The organism is Azonexus sp. GW821-FHT04F04, from assembly GCF_059420025.1.
In genome coordinates this window covers 400433-421328 of sequence record NZ_JBWKSX010000002.1, presented here as the reverse complement: position 1 = coordinate 421328, position 20896 = coordinate 400433, and the positions used below count along the sequence as shown (strand labels likewise).

Below are 20896 nucleotides of genomic sequence, written 5' to 3'. Positions count from 1 at the left end.
GTAAAGTTCAGCCAGTCCGGCCCAACCAAGGAGTGCGCCATGTTCGATCTCTACATCGGCAACAAAAACTACTCGTCGTGGTCTTTGCGGCCGTGGTTGCTGATGAAGCATTTCGCCATTCCCTTCACCGAGCACATGGTGTCGGTCGCCGGGCGCGACTACAACGCGGCGCTCAAGCCGCTGGCCGGCAATGCCCGCGTCCCTTGTCTGCACGAAGATGGCTTCCAGATCTGGGAAAGCATCGCCATTGCCGAAACGCTGGCCGAGCGCTATTCGCAAATGTGGCCGGCCGACGCCCGGGCGCGGGCCAGGGCGCGCAGCATTTCGGCCGAAATGCACGCCGGATTTGCCAAACTGCGCACGGCCATGCCGATGAACCTCAAGCTCAGACTCAAAGGCAAGCCGGCAACGCCGGAGGTCCAGCGCGATATTGACCGCATTATCGAAATCTGGACCGAGGCGCGCAGCCAGTTTGCCACCGGCAACGGTCCATGGCTGTTCGGCGATTTTTCGGTGGCCGATGCCATGTTTGCGCCCATCGTCTGTCGCTTCAACGTCTACAACGTGCCGTTGCCGCCCGTTGCCGCCGCTTATCGCGATGCCATGCTGGCCCATCCGGCGATGCTCGAATGGCATGCCGCAGCCCTCGAGGAAACCGAGGCGCATGCCCATTACGACCAGTTGGTCGACGACTATGGCGGCCTGCGTTGAGCACCACCGGCAATTTCAATTTTGGCCATTTTTTCCGGTTGACCGTGGGATCGTCGATCAATGCCATTGTCGTAAGGTTGCCGGCCCGACGCCGGACAGGGATAGAATGGCCAAGTCCATCCCGCGCCTGTCAGCCACCCGCCAGCGAAAACCGTGAACAGCGATCCCACCATTGATGTCAGCGACCTCCGGGTAGGACTCTACGTCTATCTTGATCTGCGCTGGTTCGAGCATCCATTTGCCCTCGGTCACTTCAAGATCAAGAACGAGGAGCAGATCCGGACCATCCGCGGGCTGGGGCTCAAGCGCGTGCGTTACAGCCTGGAACTGAGCGACCGGGAGAGTCCGGAGGCTGTGGCCGTGCCAGCCGCGCAACCGGCCAGGGAGGAACTCAGTCCGGTTATCGCCCAGGCGCTGGCCGCCAAAAAAGTGATGATCGAGCGCATTCGCGTCCAGCGTGAAGCGGCGGCGCGCATCGAAAACGCCTTCATCGTGACCGCCAGCACCATCCGCGAGGTCGAGAAAAGCATCCTGACCAAGCCGGCCGAGACGGTCAAAGCGGCCAATCAGCTGGTCAACCAGATTTCCGAATCGATCCTCAGCGCGCCGGAACTGGCCATTCACGTCATGGGCGACATGACCGGCGGCGAGGAGCTGTATTTCCATTCGCTCAACGTCACCATGCTCTCGCTGATGCTCGCCCGCGACCTCGGCGTCCCGCCGGAGGCGGTGAACGCGCTTGGCATGGGAGCCATGTTCCACGACATCGGGCGCACTGAAATCCCTAGCCGCATCCTGCTCAAGGTCGAGCCCTTGACGCAGGCCGAACAGCATCTCTACGAGCAGCATTGCGACTACGGCGTGACGCTGGGCAAGCGCCTCGGTTTCTCGCCTGCCGTGCTCGCCATCATCCACCAGCATCACGAAATGTTCGACGGCTCGGGCTATCCGCTGCGCCTCAAGGGCGACGGCATCAACCTGCTGGCGCGCATCGTCGGGCTGGCCAACTACTACGACGAGCTGTGCAATCCGGTCAATATCGCCAACGCGCTGATGCCGCACGAAGCCTTGTCGCTGATGTTCGCCAAGTTGCGCGGCAAGTTCGACCCGCGCCTGTTGCAACTGCTCATTCGCCGGCTCGGCGTCTATCCCCCGGGCACCGTCGTGCAGCTGTCGAATGGCGCAATGGCCATGGTGGCAACGGTCAATACCAGCCAGCCGATGAAGCCGATTCTCGTGGTTTACGACGAATCCGTTCCCCGTGACGAGGCGATCCTGATCGACCTGTCGCAGGATTCCGACCTCAATATCGCCAAGGCGATCAAGCCGGCCCTGGTGCCGCGCCATATCTACAACTACCTGAGTCCCCGCAAGCGGGTCAGCTACTACTTCGACGCCAGCCAAGGGCAAGAAGGGAGCAAGAAATGATCTCTCTCGAGCAAAAAATGCTCGATCACAGCGCCAGCATGATTCTGCTCGTCGATACCGATGGCTTGCAGATCGTCCGGGCCAATCGCCAGGCCATGCAATTGCTCGGCTACACGGAAGAAGAGCTGCTTCAACGCAAGATCATCGATATCGAAAGTTCGCTGCAGGACGTTTTTTACTGGGAAGAGGTCGCCGCTGGCACCTTTACCGCCATCGAATGGCAGGAAGGACTCTACTGCGGGGCCGATGGCGAGCTTATCGAGGTGTCGAAATCGATTTCGCTGATTCAGCACGAGGACAAAACCTATCTCCTCGTTCAGGCCCGCGACATCCGCCAGGAACGCAAGACCGAGGAGCAGCTCGAACAGACGCTGTCGCGCCTGCGGGCGACGCTCGAGGCCACCGGCAACGGCATTCTCGCCATCGACTGGCATGGCCGGATCGTCAGCATGAACCGCATGTTTTCGGCCATGTGGGCGATTCCCGATGAGCTGCTCGAACAGCACAGGGACGACGACATCATCGGCCACGTGTCGAGCCTCGTGAGTGAGCAGGCCGCCTGCCGGGAGAGGCTGAGCGCCATTGTGGACAGTGAGGAGAGCGACGAGCATTTCAACCTGGCTGATGGGCGGGTATTCGAATGCAAGTCGCGGCCGCAATATCTCGGCGAACACATCGTCGGCCGCGTTTTCAGCTTTGCCGACGTGACCCGCCGGGTCGCCGCCGAGGATGCCCTGCGCGAATCCCGCGACGAACTCGAACGGCGCGTCGAGCAGCGCACCGGCGAGTTGCAATCGGCCAACATTAAACTGAAGGCCGAGCGCGAGCAGCAGGCCGCCCTGATCGCCCGTCTGGAAGAAGCGCAGAGCCAGTTGATCCAGTCCGAAAAGATGGCCTCCATCGGCCAGTTGGCAGCCGGCGTGGCGCACGAAATCAACAACCCGGTCGGCTTCGTCAAATCCAACCTTGGCACGCTGCAACGCTACATCGCCGACCTCGGCAAGGTGCTCAAGGCCTATGCCGAAATCGAGCACGAACTCGGCGAAGCATCCCAGGCCAGCGTCAGCCAGTTGAAGAAGGAGCTCGAACTCGACTACCTGCAGGAAGATCTCGACGTCCTGCTGGCCGAAACCAACGACGGTGTCCAGCGCGTTCAGGACATCGTCCGCGACCTCAAGAATTTCTCCCACGTCAGCAGTTCCGACATCGTCCTGGCCAATCTCGAAATGGGGCTCGACAGCACCCTCAACGTGGTCTGGAACGAACTCAAGTACAAAGCCAAGGTCGTCAAGGAATACGCCGCCATTCCCGAAATCATGTGTGCGCCGTCGCAGCTCAACCAGGTCTTCATGAACCTCCTCGTCAATGCCTCCCAGGCCATCGAAGAACACGGCCAGATCAGCATCCGGACGGCCAGCAGCGAGGCCGAAATCCGCATTGAAATCGAAGACAGCGGACGCGGCATTCCGCCAGAGAACCTCGGCCGCATTTTTGAGCCCTTCTTCACCACCAAACCCGTCGGCAAGGGAACCGGGCTGGGACTCTCCTTGTCCTATGGCATCGTCAAGAAACATCATGGTCGCATCGAAGTGAGTAGCGAGGTCGGCAAGGGCACGCGATTCACGGTCATTTTGCCGCGTCATGTTGATTATTCCGCCGGCGAGTCCGCCGGGGAGAATGGCACAAAGTGACCCGGCTGGCATGCTGAATTGCGGCGATTTTCGAGTGTGGTTCGACGTGGACGGACTTCCACGGTCAACCGGAAAATTTGGCAAATTTCGAAATCGACGCGCTTAAAATTGCAGTCTGCAATCAGGCGCCAGAAATCATGAATCAGACCATCAGCTTCATCACCCTCGGCGTGTCCGATCTGGCCCGCAGCCGGGCTTTCTACAAGGCCCTGGGCTGGCAGGAATCATCGGCCAGCCAGGAGGCGATTGCCTTCTATCAAGCCGGTTCGGTCGCCTTTGCCCTGTTCCAGCGCGAGGCGCTGGCCGAGGATGCGGCCGTAGCGCCCACCGGCAGCGGGTTTCCCGGTTTTACACTGGCTCACAACGTGCCTTCCGAAGCGGCAGTGATCGCCACGCTGGAAGAAGCGGTAGCCGTCGGCGCAACGCTTGTCCGCCCGGCCGACAAGGTTTTCTGGGGCGGCTTTCGCGGCTATTTTGCCGATCCGGACGGCTTCCTGTGGGAAGTCTGCTTCAACCCGTTTGTGGCGCTCGATGCTGCCGGTTTCGTTAAGCTCTCGTAAGTTCTGGTTCAGGTACGGCAGGACAGTGCTGCACGTTTTTGGTGCGTGCCACTTGTCATCAGGCTTTCATCAGGTGCGTGTGAAGATTTGGCCTATTTAAAAACAATGGCTTGCAAGGTGGTTCGCGTCTTGCTTTTAAGCTTTCAATCATTCTGTCTGGAGCAAGCTCGTGTCGATCCATGTTGCGCTGAATCACGTTACCCGTTATAGCTACGATCGCCTGATCAATCTCGGACCCCAGGTCGTCCGTCTGCGCCCCTGTCCGCATTCGCGGACCCGTATCCTGTCCTACTCGCTGAAGATTGGTCCGGACAAACATTTCGTGAACTGGCAGCAGGACCCGCAGGGCAATTACCTGGCACGCTTGGTTTTCCCGGAAAAGACCCGCGAATTCAGCATCGAGGTCGACATGGTGGCCGAGATGTCGGTCATCAATCCCTTCGACTTCTTCCTTGAACCGCACGCCGAAAAGATACCCTTCGCCTACGAGGCCTGGGAACGCCACGAACTGACGCCCTACCTGCACAAACTGCCGGAAACGCCCGAACTCAAGAAGTACATGGATGGTATTTCGCGCGAGCCGCTGCGCAGCGTTGATTTCCTCGTCGCCCTCAATGCCGACCTGCAAAAGGCCATCAGCTACACCATCCGCATGGAACCGGGCGTCCAGACGCCGGAAGAAACGCTGACCAAGCGTTCCGGCTCCTGCCGGGACTCGGCCTGGTTGCTTGTCCAGATCCTGCGCCACCTCGGTTTGGCGGCACGCTTCGTTTCCGGCTACTTGATCCAGCTGACCGCCGACGTCAAGTCGCTTGACGGTCCGTCCGGCCCTGAAGCCGACTTCACCGACCTCCACGCCTGGGCTGAAGTCTATCTGCCGGGCGCCGGCTGGATTGGCCTCGACCCGACGTCCGGCCTGTTCGCCGGCGAAGGCCACATCCCGCTCGCCTGCACACCGGAACCGGGATCCGCTGCACCGGTCACCGGCGGCCTCGACGAGTGTGAAACCGAGTTCTCGCACCACATGCAGGTCACCCGCATCTGGGAAGCGCCGCGCGTCACCAAGCCCTACACCGATGAACAGTGGAGCGAGATCGAAAACCTCGGCCACCAGATCGACGACACCCTCGGCAAGCTCGACGTGCGCCTGACGCAAGGCGGCGAACCGACCTTCGTCGCGGTTGACGACCCGGATGGTGCCGAATGGAATACCGCCGCCCTCGGCCCCACGAAGCGCATTTTCGCGGCCGACATCTTCCATCGCCTGCGCAGCAAATACGCCCCGAACGGTCTCATGCACTTCGGCCAGGGCAAGTGGTATCCCGGCGAACAGCTCCCGCGCTGGAGCCTGAACTGCTTCTGGCGCAAGGACGGCGAGCCGATCTGGAATGCCCCTGAGCTGTACGCCAACGAAAGCGTCGATTACGGCGCCACGGCCGAACACGCCCAGCGCTTCCTGAAGCGCGTCGCCGAACGCCTCGGCATGACCTCCGACTACGTCTTTCCGGCCTTCGAGGACGTTTATTACTACATGTGGCGCGAGCGCCGCCTGCCGGGCAACGTCGATCCTTTTGATTCGCGTGTCGATGACGCCATGGAGCGCGAGCGCCTCATGAAGGTGTTCACCCAGGGCATGACCTATACCGTCGGCCACGTCCTGCCGATCATGAAGAATGTCTGGAACCAGTGGCAGACCGGCCCGTGGTTCCTGCGCGCCGAGCGTTGCTACCTGTTCCCCGGCGATTCGGCCATGGGCTATCGCTTGCCCTACGACTCGCAGCCCTGGACGGCGACGAGCGACTACCCATACATCAATGTCCCTGATGCCGAAACGGCAACCGATCCGCTGGCCAGCTATTCCGCCCTGCGTAACCGCGTGAGCGGTGAAACCGGTGCCCGCGAGCCGCAGATGCAGAGCCGCCAGGGCAGCGCCGGTGCTGGCGCCGCTGGTGCCGCCTCGGCCACCGGCGACGGCAAGCTCCGTGCGTGGGAAAAACCGACCGAGACCATGCCGGGCTTCAAGGAATCGGCCGGCTGGATCACACGCATGGCCATGTGCGCCGAGCCGCGCGACGGTCGTCTCTACGTCTTCATGCCGCCGACCGAGAAGCTCGACGACTACCTTGAAATCGTCGCTGCGGTCGAAGCGACGGCCGAAGAGATGAAGCTGCCGGTCATCATGGAAGGCTATACGCCGCCGTCCGACCCGCGCCTGACGCATTTCAGCGTCACCCCCGATCCCGGCGTCATCGAGGTCAATGTCCATCCGGCGCGTAGTTGGGACCAGCTGGTTGACCAGACCACCCACCTCTACGAGGCGGCCCACTACTCGCGCCTGACCACCGAAAAGTTCATGGTCGATGGCCGCCATACCGGCACTGGCGGCGGTAACCACTTCGTCCTCGGCGGTGCGACGCCCAACGATTCGCCCTTCCTCCGTCGGCCGGACCTGCTCAAGAGCCTGATCGCCTACTGGCACAATCATCCAAGCCTGTCCTACCTGTTCTCCGGCTTGTTCATTGGCCCGACCAGCCAGGCGCCGCGCGTCGATGAAGCGCGCAACGACAGCCTCTACGAGCTCGAAATCGCCTTCAAGCAGATTCCGCAGCCGGGCGGCGTCGTCCCGCCCTGGCTGATCGACCGCATCCTGCGCAACCTGCTTACCGACGTGACCGGCAACACGCACCGTTCCGAGTTCTGCATCGACAAGCTTTACTCGCCGGACGGCCCGACCGGCCGCCTCGGCCTGCTCGAACTGCGTGCCTTCGAAATGCCGCCGCACGCCCGCATGTCGCTCGCCCAGCAATTGCTGCTCCGCGCCATGATTGCCCGTTTCTGGGAGCAACCTTACGAGCCGGCTCGTCTGGCCCGCTGGGGCACCGAGCTGCACGACCGCTTCATGCTGCCGTTCTACGCCGAGCAGGATTTCAAGGACGTCATGCAGGAAATGGCCGAAGCCGGCTTTGCCTTCAAGGCCGAATGGTTCGCCCCGCACTTCGAATTCCGCTTCCCGAAATACGGCGATTTCGCCGTCAAGGGTATGGAGTTCGAACTGCGTCACGCCCTCGAACCTTGGCACGTCATGGGCGAGGAGGGCGGTGCAGGTACGACCGTCCGCTACGTCGATTCCTCGGTCGAGCGCGTCCAGGTCAAGATCAAGGGCATGGCGCCCGACCGCTACGTGCTGACCTGCAACGGTGTTCCGGTGCCGCTGCAGAACACCGGCACCAACGGCGAATTCGTTGCCGGCGTGCGTTACCGCGCCTGGCAGCCGGCGTCGTGCCTGCATCCGACCATCGGCGTTCACGCGCCGCTGGTCTTCGATATCGTCGATACCTGGATGCAGCGTTCGCTGGGCGGTTGCCAGTACCACGTGGCGCATCCGGGCGGGCGCAGTTTCGACACCTTCCCGGTCAATGCCTTTGAGGCCGAAAGCCGCCGTCTGGCCCGCTTCTTCCGCTTTGGCCACACCCCGGGCAAGCTGCAGGTCAAGGTGCCGGAGATCAGCGCCGAGCACCCGTTTACGCTAGACTTGCGCAGGTTTTAATCAAAAATTCGGGTTGACCGTGGGAACAGGCCGGAAACGGCCTGTTTTCGCTAGAAAAAGACTAAATGGCGCGCACCCTCCTCGCAATCTACCCCCACAGTCCCCGCCGCTACGATGAAATGCTGGCTGCGGATGGTGAAGTTCGTCCGCACTGGAAGCAGTTCCTGACGCATCTCGATGCGGTGACGCCGGAGGAAATGCGGCGCCGCCTCGATTTTTCCGAGCAGCGTATTCAGGAAAACGGCGTCACCTACAACGTCTACGCCGATCCGAACGGGGCCGACCGGCCGTGGGCGCTCGATCCGCTGCCACTGATCATTCCGCCCGACGAGTGGGCCGAGTTGTCGGCCGCCGTGGCCCAGCGCGCTACCCTGCTCAACGCCATTCTGGACGATCTCTACGGCGAGCAGACACTGCTGGCCGAAGGTCTGCTGCCGCCGGCGCTGGTCTATGGCCAGCACGGCTACCTGTGGCCGTGCCGCGGCGTCAAGCCGCCGGGCGGGATTTGGCTGCACAATTACGCCGTTGATCTGGCGCGTTCGCCGAATGGCCGCTGGTGGGTCATCGCCGACCGCACGCAGGCACCGTCGGGGGCGGGCTATGCGCTGGAAAACCGGCTCATCGTTTCGCGTGTTTTCCCGGAAATGTTCCGCGACCTGCGCGTCCAGCACGTCGCCGACTTCTTCCGCGACCAGCTCGATGGCCTGACTGCGCTAGCCCCGGTCGAGGGCGACGAGCAGCCGCACATGGTCCTGCTCACCCCCGGGCCGTACAACGAAACCTATTTCGAACACGCCTACCTGGCCCGTTACCTCGGCTTCCCGCTGGTCGAGGGGCAGGACCTGACGGTGCGCGGCGAGACGGTTTATCTGAAAACACTGCGTGGGTTGAAGCGCGTGCACGTCATCCTGCGCCGTCAGGACGATGCCTATTGCGACCCGCTCGAACTGCGCGGCGAATCGGCGCTGGGTATTCCCGGCCTGCTCAATGTGGCGCGGGCCGGGCGCGTCGTCATCGCCAATGCGCTGGGCAGCGGCCTGCTTGCTTCCGGCGCGCTGATGGGCTTCCTGCCCGCCATCTGCCGCCACCTGCTCGGCGAAAAGCTGGCCATGCCGTCGGTCGCGACATGGTGGTGCGGCGAGAAGCCGGCGCTCGATTACGTCAAGGAAAACTTCGACGATCTGGTCATCAAGCCGGCCTACCCGACCCAGAACATGGAGCCGGCTTTTGGCAATGAACTGAAGGGCGAGGCGCGCGCCGAGATGTTGCGCCGGATCGAAGCGCGACCGCATGCCTATGTCGCCCAGGAAATGATCAATCTGTCGCAGGCGCCAACCTGGAGCCGGGCGCATGAACGTCGCCTGCTGGCTCGGCCGGTCGGCCTGCGCGCCTACGCGGTGACGACGCCGGACGGCTATTCGGTGATGCCGGGTGGTCTGGCCCGGGTAACGACCGCGGCCGGTACCCGCATCATCTCGATGCAGCGCGGCGGCGCCTCGAAGGATTGCTGGGTGTTGACCAATGGCCCGGTCAGCCAGTTCTCGCTGCTCAAGCCTTCGGTCGGCGTGCGCGACCTGGTGCGGGCTGGCGCCAACCTGACTTCGCGGGTGGTCGAGAACCTGTTCTGGCTCGGTCGCTATTCCGAGCGTTTCGACGACAGCGCCCGCATGCTGCGTGTCGCCTTGTCGCGCGTCGTTGTCGGCGGTGGCCAGAAAACACCGGTCGTCATCGCGGCGATGGAACTGGCCCGGCGGCTGGGTGTGTTGCCCAAGCTTGGTGAGGAAGAGGACAAACTCAAGGAAAGCGGCGAGGTCAAGGAGGGCGGCGAGCACGAGTTGCTCGAAGCGATCTACGATCCCGAGCAGCCGGGCAGTCTGGCCCGCAATATCCGCTCCCTGATGTGGTCGGCAACGCACGTCCGCGAGCGCCTTTCGCTCGATCACTGGCATTCGCTCAACCGCTTGCAGCGCGATCAGCAGGCAGCGCTCAAGACCCACCCGACGCTGACCGAGGCGATTGCCTTCCTCGACCGCGTGCTTGGCGTCTCGTCGTCGCTGACCGGTTTCGCCATGGATAACATGACGCGTGACGATGGCTGGCGCTTCCTGTTCATCGGCCGGCGGCTCGAACGGCTTTCCTTCCTGTCGCTGATGGTTGCCCATTTTCTGCGCATGCCGGCGGCGCGCAGTCAGGGCTCGCTCGAATGGCTGCTCGAACTGTCCGACTCGATCATCACCTACCGCTCGCGTTACTCGCGCCAGCCGGAGCTGCTGCCGGTCATCGACCTGCTCGTTTTCGACGAGAGCAACCCGCACGGCGTGGTATTTCAGGCCAATGTGCTGGGCAACTACCTGGAGCGCATGCAGCGCGAGCTCGGCGACGATTTTGGCAGCGGCCTGGCCTCCGCGCTGGCCGCTCTCGAAGCTTTTGACCTGCATCGCCTGGAAAACATCCAGTTCGACAGCGCCCGCGATTATTCGGCCTGCGAAGCGCTCGCCGACTTGTTGCTGGCGCTCGATAGCGCGGCGAACAAGCTCTCCGAGGCCCTCGGCATGCGCTACTTCACCCATGTCGGCGATGTCAGCCGGCAGACGATGGCGGTCTGATCATGGAACCCGTTCGCTACCGCGTGCTGCACGAAACCCGCTACGACTACGGCAGCAATGTTTCGCTGTCGCAGCAGCAGCTACACCTGTCGCCACGTGTTCTCGACTGGCAGCAGGTCGAAGAGCAGCGCATCGACATCACTCCGGTGCCGACCTGGCGCCGCGACGGTCGCGACGCCTTCGGCAACCCGGTGACCTGGATGGCCTTTCATACGCCGCATGATGAGCTGTTCATCAGTTCGGCCATGACCGTCGCTGTCATGCCGCATCTGCCCAAGGATATCGAGGCATCGCTGCCCTGGGAGGAGGTCCGCGACCGCCTGGCTTACGATTCGACCGATCCGATCCCGGCCGACCTCGATGCGACGCGTTTCCTGTTCGAAAGCCCGCACGTGCGGGTCAAGCACGAGCTGGCCGACTATGCCGCCGACTGCTTCCCGCCCGACACGCCGGTCCTGGTTGGCGCCAAGGCGCTGATGGCCAAGATTTTCCGCGAATTCACTTTCGATCCCGAGGCGACCACGGTATCGACACCGGTCCTCGAAGTGCTCGAAAACAAGCGCGGCGTCTGCCAGGATTTTGCCCACCTGATGATCGCCTGCCTGCGCGCGCTTGGCCTGGCGGCCCGCTATGTCAGCGGCTACCTGCTGACCCGGCCGCCCCCCGGCAAACCGCGCCTGATCGGTGCCGACGCCTCGCACGCCTGGGTTTCGGTCTATGCGCCCGGTAGCGACAATGACTGGGTGGATTTTGATCCGACCAACAATCTGCTACCCAATACCGAGCACATTACGCTGGCCTTCGGCCGCGATTTCTCCGACATTTCGCCGCTGCGCGGCATCATTCTGGGCGGCGGCGGCACCGAGCCGGATGTGGCGGTGACGGTGATTCCGCTCGACGAGGAAGACATTCCGGGCGAGCTACTCGAGGCGGAAATCGATGAGCCGCCCGAAACGCCGGAAGAGCCGGAACCCGACGCGGACGCGGACGACAAGTGATGCGGCGCGTCGCCATCATCGGCGGCGGCCCGGCCGGGCTGATGGCGGCTGAAATGCTTGCCGCGGCGGATGCCACGGTCAACCCGAAAAAAGTCGAAATTTTCGAATCGATGCCCTCGGTCGGTCGCAAGTTCCTGATGGCCGGCAAGGGCGGCATGAACATCACCCATTCCGAGCCGCTGGCCGATTTTATCGGGCGCTATGGCGAACGGGCCGGGCACATCGCGCCGCTGCTCGACGCTTTCGGGCCGACGCAACTGCGCGAGTGGATTCATGGCCTCGGCATCGACACCTTCGTCGGCACCTCGGGCCGGGTTTTTCCGACCGACATGAAAGCGGCACCGCTGCTCCGCGCCTGGCTGCATCGCCTGCGCGGCCAGGGCGTGGCGATTCACGTGCGGCATCGCTGGCTCGGTTGGGCGGCCGATGGCAGCCTGCGTTTTGCGACGCCGGCCGGCGAGATCGCAGTCGAGGCCGATGCGGTCGTTCTGGCCCTTGGTGGCGGCAGCTGGGCCAAGCTCGGCTCGGATGGCGCCTGGGTACCCGTGCTGGCCGACCGCGGCATCGAGGTGGCGCCGCTCAAGCCCGCCAATTGCGGCTTCGACGTGGCGTGGGGTCCCTATTTCAGCGAGCGTTTTGCCGGCGCCCCGGTCAAGGCCGTGTCGGCACGTTGCCACGGTCAACCGGAAAAAAAGGGCGAATTCAACATCACGGCGACGGGTATCGAAGGTGGGCTGATCTATGCCGTCTCTGCGCCTTTGCGCGATGCCCTGGCCCGCGACGGCAGTGCCGTCGTGTATCTCGATCTGGCGCCCGGCCGCAGCCTGGAAAAACTGACTGCCGACCTCTCCCGGCCGCGTGGCCGCGATTCGCTGGCCAACCATCTGCGCCGGCATGCCGGCATCGAAGGCGTCAAGGCCGGATTGCTCCGTGAATTCTGCCAAGCCGAGACGATGAATCAGGCGAGTTCTCTGGCCGAGGCGATCAAGGGCTTGCCGCTGGTGGTGACGGCGACCCGGCCGCTCGACGAAGCGATCAGCACGGCTGGTGGCGTTACTTTCGAAGGGCTGGACGAAAACCTCATGCTGCGCCGCCAGCCCGGCGTCTTCTGCGCCGGCGAAATGCTCGACTGGGAGGCGCCGACCGGCGGCTATCTACTCACCGCCTGCCTGGCCAGCGGCCGGGTGGCCGGGCTGGGCGCCGGTCGCTGGCTGGATAGTCTGGCCTAAGCAGCATTCTCGGGCGAAGTGGTTTCGTTGAGGACGGCCAGCGCACCTTCAAAATCGAAGACCGAAACGAAATCATCGAATGCCCGGAACTTGTTGCCGAGGATGTTTTTCAAGGTCGTGGTCTGGTGCCGAACCAGATCCTGAGCGCTCATCTCGCCTTGTTGCAACTCCCGACGGAGGCGCTCGAGCAGGGCGCTGGTTGCCGCCGCATCGCCCGCGTCTTCGCCGATATGTTGGGGTTGGGCGACCGTGGCCAATTGGTCGCGCAATGAGGAGTAGGCTTGCTCGGCGGCCTCGATGAGAGGTTCGATGGCGGTTGCGTCACGCCCTTCCTTGATGGCCGTTTCAAGGGCGACCGAGGTCTTGTTGATGAGTACGGCGCCAAGCGTCGCCGAGACGCCTTTCAGCGAGTGGGCGAGGCGGCGCGCCTCGTCGCGGTTACTGGCGGCCAGATTGTTGCGGATGCGGACAAAGTCGTCGCTGTGGTTTTCCGAGAACTTGGCAAGCAGTCGGAGATAGCTGTCCATCCGGCCGCGCACCGACTGCAGGCCGAAGCGGCTGTCCAGTCCGCTGATGTCGGCCAGTTCATTGCGGGCAACTGGTGTTTCGTGAGCCGGAATCGGGATGGCAGCCTTGATCGGCAACCAGCGGGTAAGCGCGGCAAAAAGGACATCCGGGGCGACGGGCTTGGCGACATGATCGTTCATGCCTGCGGCCATGCAAATGTCACGATCCTCGTCAAAGGCATTGGCGGTCATCGCCAGAATGGGGGTTTTTCCCCAGCCCGGCAGGGAGCGAATCTGGCGGGTCGCTTCAAGGCCATCCATGATCGGCATCTGCATGTCCATCAGAACGAGATCGTAGTGCCGTCCGCGGGCCATCTTGAGGGCCTGGCTGCCATCGACGGCCAGATCGACTTTCAGTCCGGCGCAGTGGAGCAGTTCGCTGGCAACCTCGGCGTTGATGGCGTTGTCCTCGGCCAGCAGGATGTGCGCACCACGCCGGTAGCCGGCGGAGAATGCAGCGCCAGCCTCGGGGGCTGTCTCATTTTCCAATGCCACGCCAAGCCGGGCCGTGAACCAGAAAGTGCTCCCAGTGCCCGGCTCGCTGTTCACGCCGATCTCGCCATGCATCGCTTCGGCCAGCCGGCGGCTGATCGCCAGGCCCAGGCCGGTGCCGCCATAGCGGCGAGTCGTCGACGTGTCGCCCTGCTCGAATGGCTGGAAAAGCTTGGCCAGGCCGTCCGGAGAAATGCCGATACCGGTGTCGGCAACTTCGCAGCGGATCATCGCGTGGTCATTGTCGCAACCCAGCAAGCGCATCGTGATGCGGATCGTGCCATGGTGGGTGAACTTGATGGCATTGGACAGGAAATTGAGCAATATCTGCTGAACGCGCAACGGGTCGCCGAGCAAGGTCGCCGGCATGGCCGGGTCGATCTCGCAACGCAGCGGCAGATGCTTGGTTTGAGCCCGGTCGGCCACCATCGCGCAAGTATTGGCGCAGATATGGCTGAGCGAGAAGCCGGTATGTTCGAGCTGCAGCTTGCCGGCTTCGATTTTCGAGATGTCGAGCACATCGTTGATGATGCCCATCAGATGATGCGCGGCCTCGGCGACCTTGCCCAGCCGATCATGCTGTTCGGTGCTGCCGGCGCTGCGCTGGGCAATGTGGGTGAGGCCGATGATGGCATTCATCGGCGTCCGGATTTCATGGCTGATGTTGGCCAGAAAGGCGCTTTTGGCGCGGCTGGCCGATTCGGCTTCATCCTTGGCCTGGATCAGCTGCTCAGTGCGCTCGGCAACCAGCGTTTCAAGATGGTGGCGGTAGTTTTCCAGCTCGGACTGGTTACGCTTTTTCTCGGTAATGTCTTCTTTGATGGCGAGATAGTGGGTAATCAGTCCATCCCGTTGGCGCACCGGTGAAATGATGGCGAATTCGGTGAAGATTGAACCATCCTTGCGCTGATTGATAAATTCGCCCCGCCAGGTTTTTCCCTCGCCGAGCGTGGCCCACATCTCGATATAAGTCTCTTTGGGCGTATGGTTTGAGTGCAGCATGCTCGGGTTGGCGCCAATCGCTTCTTCGCGGGCATAGCCGGTATTGCTGACGAAGGTGTCGTTGACGTACTCGATTTCGGCACGAATATTGGTGATGACGATGCTGTGCGGACTTTGCTCGATGGCCAGCGACAGCTTGCTCAATTGCTCCTCGGCGAGGTGACGCTCGGTGACATCCTGCACCGTGCCGACGGCGAATACTGCCTGACCGGACTGGTCAAAACGGATGTTGGCCCGCTCGCGGACCCAGCGCAACTCGCCAGCCACGACAATGCGATGTTCGCTGTCGTAGCTGGCGCCGGCCAGGGCGGCCTGCCAGTCGGTCAGTACGCGCTTTTGGTCGTCGGGGTGGATGCGTTCGACGAAGTCGGCCAGTCGCAACGGGTGATCGTGCTGAAGCTTGAAGATCTGGTAGACCTCGGCGCTCCAGTTGAGCTTGTCATTGACGATGTCCAGCGTCCAGCTGCCTAGGTGGGCAACGCCCTGCGCCTCTTTCAGTTCCGCCTCGCTCTGACTCAGGCGCTGCTCGAATTGCTTGCGCTCGGTGATGTCCTGGCTCGTGCCGAACAGCCGGCTGACCCGGCCATCGCCGCCGTAGGCAAGCTGGCCGACAGTGTGGATCCAGCGTTCCTGACCATCGTTACGGCGGATCAGCCGGTATTCGTTGTCGAATGGCTGGCCATCCCGGAAAACATGGTCCCGCGAATAATCGCTCATCCGCGCCCGGTCTTCGGGATGAATCAGGCGCCGCCAGTCCTCAGTGTTGAGCAGTTCATCAGGCCCGATGCCGAATATTTCGTTGTGCGTTGGCGAACCCGTCAGGCAATCGGTCGCTGCGTCGAAGGTGAAATGGCCGAGGCGTGCCAGGCGCTGCGCCTGCAGCAGCATCGCCTCGCTCTGCGCCAGCGTCTGCCGCGAGCGCTGCATGCTCAGGCCAAGGCCGAGTTCGCCGGCAAGGTTGCAGAGCAGGGAGATTTCTTCGTCGTCGAAGGGGTCGATCAATGCCGAATAGAGATTGAGGACGCCGATCACCTGTCCATCAATCCGCAGCGGAAGTGAAATCGACGAATGAAACCCCTGCGCGGTGGCGGCTAGCCGCCAAGGTTCGAAGGAAGCATCGTTGTCAATGTTGCGGATGATTGTAGGGACGCCGCTGCGGACGGCACGGCCACTTGGCCCGCGCCCGGTGGGCGTATCGTCCCAGGTGACGTTCAGGTTGGTGACATATGATTCGCAAAGCCCGGAACAGGCCGTTGGAACAATGCTCTTTCTTTCGTCCTGAACCGCGTCGCCAACCCAGGCCGTCAGGTAGCCGCCAATATCAACCAGGACGGAGCAAATATCTGCCAGCATCTGCTTTTCGTCGTTGTGGCGAACCAGCGACTGGGCGACGCTGCTCATCATGCGCAGGGCACGGTTCTGGCGGGTAATCTGTTGGCGTGTAATCTGCCGTTCAGTGATGTCATTGACGACGCCCGTTGTCACGCTGGGGCTGTCGTCGGCGTTGCATTCGACGACGCAGCTGCGATCCTCGACCCATAGCCAACGTCCGTCGCTGTGCCGGATCCGGTATTCAAGGACTCGGGAATGATTTTTCGGGCGATTTTTGTCGTTGACCGTGGCAACCAGCAGATGCCGGTCGTCGGGATGGATTTGTGCCATCCAGTCGGCCTTGGTCTCGGGCGCGCCGGCTCGCGTATGGCCGAGCATGGCCAGCAGGCCATCGCTGGCAATCAGGTAGCTGCTTTTGTGGCTGTATTCCCAGCTGCCGGCAGCGGCGCCGTCGAGGGCCAATCGCAGGTGCGTTTCGAGATGCAGCCGTTCGCGTTCCTGCTGGGCCTGCAGCATGACATTTTCCAGCCGTTCGAGTGCCAACTGCTCGAACAGCCGGCGTTGGCTGATGACGCCTAGTATCCGGCCGTCGTTGGCGAGAACCACCATGTGCCGAAGCTGGAAGTGGTTCATCGTTTCCAGCGCCGTGGTCACCGTCGCGTCGACACGAACGCTGCGCAAGGGCGCGCTCATGGCCTGGCCCAGGCTGACTCTGTGCGGATCCTGGAAAGTGCTGATCAGGCGTGGGATGTCGCGTTCGGTGATGATGCCGAGTGGCTTTTCTTCCGCGCTGACGATCAGGTAGTCCGCAGCATGGCCGATCATGCTGGCCAGTGCCTCGCCGAGTGTCGCTTCGGGCGGCAAATGCGGGATATTCCTGTCCATGATGCCTTCCAGCGTCCGCAGGTGGCGGAAGGCCTCGGTGCCCAGGCGCAGGCGGAAATCGGTGTCGCTGACGATGCCGCAGACCAGCCCCGACGCATTGACGACGACGAGGTGGCGGATGCCTTTTTCTTCGACCAGGCGGCGGGCGCTGGCCAGATCGAGATTGGTCGGGGCGGTGATCAGCGGGTGCGACATGATGGCGTCGAGGCGAACATCACCCGATTGGTGCTCGTGCAGGGTACGCAGGATGTTGCTTTCGGTGATGATGCCGAGAGCTTGCCCATCGGCCATCACCAGCAGGCTGGAAATATGTTCCCGGGCCATGAGGTGGGCTGCTTCGCGCAGCGTCGCGTGCGGCGGCAGGCTGCGCACGTTGGTGGTCATGATGTCGAGGAGCGTGGTTGCGGTGGCGCTCATTTGGTATCCGTTCGGTTCGCCGCGATGATGGAGGACAGCGGGCCGCAGGTTTCCCGCATGCGCTCGGCAAGGGCGGCGAGGTGGTCGGCAATGACCGGCGGCGCGGCGGGTTCGCGCAAGGCCTCATTGAGGGCGCGGGCGGCATCGTAGATGCCCTTGAGGCCAAGGGTGCCGGAGACGCCTTTGAGACCATGGGAAATTTGTTCAGCCTGGTCAATGGCACCGCTGCTCAGGGCAGTGCTGATCTTCGCGTGGTCGTCGCCATGGGTGTCGACAAAAATGCCGAGCAGGCGCAAATAGCTGGGTAGCTTGCCGCGCATCGATTTCAGGCCGTAGGCACTGTCCAGGCCGGGGACTTTTTCGAGGGCGGCGATGGTCGCCTGTCCTGCCTCGGTCGGGGCTGGTTCTGGTTGCAGTGTCGTCGGGAGTTCTTGGGGGCTGGTTGCGATCACTGGCGGTGTCAGCCATCTGATCAGCGTGGCGTAGAGGGTGGAAGGATTGACCGGTTTGGCGACGTGATCGTTCATTCCGGCGTCAAGGCAGCGCTGACGATCCTCGCCGAAGGCGTTGGCGGTCATCGCCAGAATGGGTACCTGATGGCCGCCCGGGCTCTGTCTTATGAGGCGGGTGGCGGTCAGTCCATCCATGACCGGCATCTGGATATCCATCAGGATCAGGTCATAGGCCGTTTCGGCGGCCATTTTTACGGCTTTTTCCCCGTTGACCGCGAGATCGGCCTGCAGGCCGATGCCACGCAGCAGATCGAGCGCCACTTCCTGATTGATCGGATTGTCTTCGGCCAGCAGGATGCGGGCGTGGGGGTATTCGTTGCTGATCAACTGTTCCGCTTCGTTGGCCGAGAGGCGCGGGGTGGAGACGTCGGTGGCCGTTGTTCCGGCTTGCAGGCGGGCGGTAAACCAGAAAGTGCTGCCCTCTCCGGGGATGCTGGTCAGCCCGGCTTCGCCACCCATCAGATGGGCTAGTCGGTGGGCAATGGCGAGGCCCAGTCCGGTGCCGCCAAAGCGGCGGGTTGTCGAGTTGTCGGCTTGTTCAAAGGCGTTGAAGAGACGGCTTTGTTGCTCGATGGGGATGCCGATCCCGGTGTCCGATACGGCAAAGCGCACAATCAGGTGTTCGGCCTCGGCAGACAGCAGATTGACGGCGACGGAAATGTTGCCCTTTTCCGTGAATTTGACTGCGTTGCTCAGGTAGTTGAGCAGAACCTGGCCAATTCGTAGCGGATCGCCATGCAGCACGGGCGGCAGGGCCGGGTCGATCTCCTGGTGGAATGTCAGGCCGCGCGATTGCAGTCGGTCGAGTACCAGTTCGTTGGTGTTGTCGAGGATCCGCGAGAGGAGAAAATCGACCGGGGTAAGCTCCAGTTTTCCGGCCTCAATCTTCGAGATGTCGAGGATCTGGTTGATGATCGCCAGCAGGTGGTGGGCGGCGTCGGCCACTTTGTTCAGGCGACTGAGTTGCTCGGCATCCTGCGTGTGATGCTCGGCAAGGTGGGTGAGTCCGATAATGGCATTCATCGGCGTCCGGATCTCGTGGCTCATGTTGGCCAGAAAGTCGCTTTTCGCGCGGTTGGCCTGTTCGGCGGAGTCCTTGGCAGCCTCGAGCTCTGCCGTGCGGGCTACAACCAGTTCCTTGAGGTGCTCGCGATGTTGCTCGAGTTCGCTGGCAGTTTGCTTGGCTTCCGTGATGTCCTGCCAGATGGCTGAAACCTTGGTGCCCTCGCCGACCCGGACGGCCGCCGCCGCGACCCGGGCAATCTGGATGCTGCCATCGCGGCGTCGGTGCCGGCGCTCGAAGGTGGCGTTGCCTTGGGCGATGACCCAGGACATGAATGAACGCAGTTCAGCCTCGGTCGTATCTACTTGCAGGTCGAGAAGATTGAACCCCGAAAATTCGGCCCGGCTATAGCCGAGGTTATGAATGACCGCATCGTTGATTTCGATGAATCCCAGCGTTTCGGGATCAATCAGGCAGATGCCATCGTTGGCCTGGGTGACGATACTGCGGAAGATTTCTTCACGTTCGCGCAGTGCCTGTTCTGCTGCCTTGCGTTCGGAAACGTCGATGATGTAGACAACGAGATGCGGTTCGCCGTTGATATCAATTTTGGCGGCGGAAAGGCTGATACGTCGCCGACGTCCGTCGCGGCCAATGCCGATGCTGTCGAAATCGACGACATACCCGTCGCGTTTGAGTATCTCAATCATTCTGGCCCGATCCTCGGCTTGCCAGAGTCCGGCTTCGATAGTCGTCTTGCCGATCAGTTCTTCGCGCGTCGCGCTGTACTCGCTGAGCAAGCGTTCGTTGACATCAATCATTTTGCCATCGGCTGCGCGGGTGATGCAGGTAGCGACCGGGGCGGCGCGGAAAGCGATGGCCAGCCGCTCCTGCAACTGGGCAATTTGCTCGGCGGCCCGCTTGCGTTCGGAGATGTCGAGGATGAAGGCAAGGATGTAGGGGTTGCCACCCAGATGAACAATTTCGGCGGAAAGGCTGATCTGGACAGGCGTCCCATCCCGTCGCCGCCACTCTGTCTGAAAATCCTGGAGGAGGCCCGTTTCCAGTAGTTGGTTACGCCACGTTATTCGGGCTTCGGTACTCGGCCATAAATGAAAATCGAGTGCGCTCTTGCCGATCAGCTCCTCCCGCTGCCAGCCGAGTAGTTGCTGGTAGCGCGGGTTGACCTCGAGAAATGTGCCGTTTTCCAGTGTGGTTAGCGAAATGGCCGCCGGGCTGCCATTGAAGGCGACAGTAAAACGTTCCTGCAATTCATGGTTCTGGGTGATGTCGCGGCTGATGCCAAGGACGCCAATCAGATGCCCGGTGCTGTCGTGAATCGGTGCCTTGGTTGTCTGCAGCAGTTCGCGATGGCCGTCGCTGGCGAAGGTGACCCACTCGTCGTTGCGGCATGGCCCCTTGGCGAGCAGCGCGGCGAGGTCATTGGCCCGGAAAAATCGGGCCAGTTCGGGATCAACGAAATCGAAATCGGTTTTTCCGCAGATGCTGGCTTCGTCGGCCCCGAAGAACTGCTCAAAGCGCTTGTTGCAACTGAGATAGACCCCGTCAGGATCCTTCAGCCAGACGAGGTCGGGCATGGTGTCGAACAGGGTGCGCAGCTGGCCGCGCTCGCGCTCGAGACCGACTTTGGCATCTTCGGCAGCTGCGCGGCGAGCCATGTTCTCGCGTAGCAGGCGGTAAAGGAGCACAGAAAGGAGACTTGCCGTAATGGCGATAAAAAACCAGCCTTTCAACATGCTTGCCGTGATACGCATGTCTGCATCGGTGATCAGGTAGGCAACAAGTTGGTCAGATACCAGAATCCACAGTGCCGCCAGCGCAACGTAGGGCAGGACTACCTGGGCGATGGCCCGATGTAGTTCTTTTTGCTGGCTGCGGTGACGGACGCGCGGCATT

At 62.2% G+C, this 20896-nt stretch carries 10 protein-coding genes; 8 read left to right on the top strand and 2 right to left on the bottom strand.

The window, feature by feature from the left end; all coding sequences use genetic code 11:
- Window positions 1-39 precede the first annotated feature (39 nt).
- From AC07TV_RS07335 to AC07TV_RS07300, 8 genes are all read left to right on the top strand, one after another.
- Window positions 40-711 carry a glutathione S-transferase gene (locus AC07TV_RS07335; protein WP_494647739.1) on the top strand — a complete coding sequence of 224 codons (672 nt, stop codon included), beginning with the start codon at window positions 40-42 and terminating at the stop codon, window positions 709-711.
- Window positions 712-864: 153 nt separating this feature from the next.
- Complete coding sequence (locus AC07TV_RS07330; RefSeq protein ID WP_494647738.1) at window positions 865-2139, top strand: HD-GYP domain-containing protein; 1275 nt, start codon at window positions 865-867, stop codon at window positions 2137-2139.
- Window positions 2136-3830 carry an ATP-binding protein gene (locus tag AC07TV_RS07325; RefSeq protein WP_494647737.1) on the top strand — a complete coding sequence of 565 codons (1695 nt, stop codon included), beginning with the start codon at window positions 2136-2138 and terminating at the stop codon, window positions 3828-3830. The genes AC07TV_RS07330 and AC07TV_RS07325 overlap by 4 nt, the downstream gene beginning before the upstream one ends.
- 137 nt (window positions 3831-3967) lie before the next feature.
- Window positions 3968-4390, top strand: a complete 423-nt coding sequence (locus AC07TV_RS07320; protein ID WP_494647736.1) for a VOC family protein — start codon at window positions 3968-3970, stop codon at window positions 4388-4390.
- Window positions 4391-4559: 169 nt separating this feature from the next.
- A complete protein-coding gene (locus AC07TV_RS07315; RefSeq protein WP_494647735.1) occupies window positions 4560-7937 on the top strand; it encodes a transglutaminase family protein in 3378 nt (1125 codons plus the stop codon).
- A 65-nt stretch (window positions 7938-8002) separates the two neighbouring features.
- Window positions 8003-10543: a circularly permuted type 2 ATP-grasp protein gene (locus AC07TV_RS07310; protein WP_494647734.1), complete on the top strand. Its 2541-nt coding sequence runs from the start codon at window positions 8003-8005 to the stop codon at window positions 10541-10543.
- Between the two features lie 2 nt (window positions 10544-10545).
- Complete coding sequence (locus AC07TV_RS07305; RefSeq protein ID WP_494647733.1) at window positions 10546-11541, top strand: transglutaminase family protein; 996 nt, start codon at window positions 10546-10548, stop codon at window positions 11539-11541.
- Entirely contained in the window at window positions 11541-12770 is a 1230-nt protein-coding gene (locus tag AC07TV_RS07300) for a TIGR03862 family flavoprotein (protein ID WP_494647755.1), read from the top strand. The genes AC07TV_RS07305 and AC07TV_RS07300 overlap by 1 nt, the downstream gene beginning before the upstream one ends.
- On the opposite strand, the gene AC07TV_RS07295 is transcribed toward AC07TV_RS07300, so the two are convergent.
- Complete coding sequence (locus tag AC07TV_RS07295; RefSeq protein ID WP_494647732.1) at window positions 12767-17464, bottom strand: PAS domain-containing protein; 4698 nt, start codon at window positions 17462-17464, stop codon at window positions 12767-12769. The genes AC07TV_RS07300 and AC07TV_RS07295 overlap by 4 nt on opposite strands.
- Window positions 17461-20895 (bottom strand): PAS domain-containing hybrid sensor histidine kinase/response regulator, encoded by a 3435-nt coding sequence (locus AC07TV_RS07290; RefSeq protein WP_494647731.1) that lies wholly within the window; start codon window positions 20893-20895, stop codon window positions 17461-17463. Before AC07TV_RS07290 ends, AC07TV_RS07295 begins: the two co-directional genes overlap by 4 nt.
- Between the last annotated feature and the right edge of the window lies 1 nt (window position 20896).

Coding starts and splice junctions, on each gene's coding strand:
- AC07TV_RS07335 (WP_494647739.1), top strand. CDS start 40: ATGTTCGATCTCTACATCGGCAACAAAAACTACTCGTCGTGGTCTTTG.
- AC07TV_RS07325 (WP_494647737.1), top strand. CDS start 2,136: ATGATCTCTCTCGAGCAAAAAATGCTCGATCACAGCGCCAGCATGATT.
- AC07TV_RS07300 (WP_494647755.1), top strand. CDS start 11,541: ATGCGGCGCGTCGCCATCATCGGCGGCGGCCCGGCCGGGCTGATGGCG.
- AC07TV_RS07295 (WP_494647732.1), bottom strand. CDS start 17,464: ATGAGCGCCACCGCAACCACGCTCCTCGACATCATGACCACCAACGTG.
- AC07TV_RS07310 (WP_494647734.1), top strand. CDS start 8,003: ATGGCGCGCACCCTCCTCGCAATCTACCCCCACAGTCCCCGCCGCTAC.
- AC07TV_RS07320 (WP_494647736.1), top strand. CDS start 3,968: ATGAATCAGACCATCAGCTTCATCACCCTCGGCGTGTCCGATCTGGCC.
- AC07TV_RS07305 (WP_494647733.1), top strand. CDS start 10,546: ATGGAACCCGTTCGCTACCGCGTGCTGCACGAAACCCGCTACGACTAC.
- AC07TV_RS07290 (WP_494647731.1), bottom strand. CDS start 20,895: ATGCCGCGCGTCCGTCACCGCAGCCAGCAAAAAGAACTACATCGGGCC.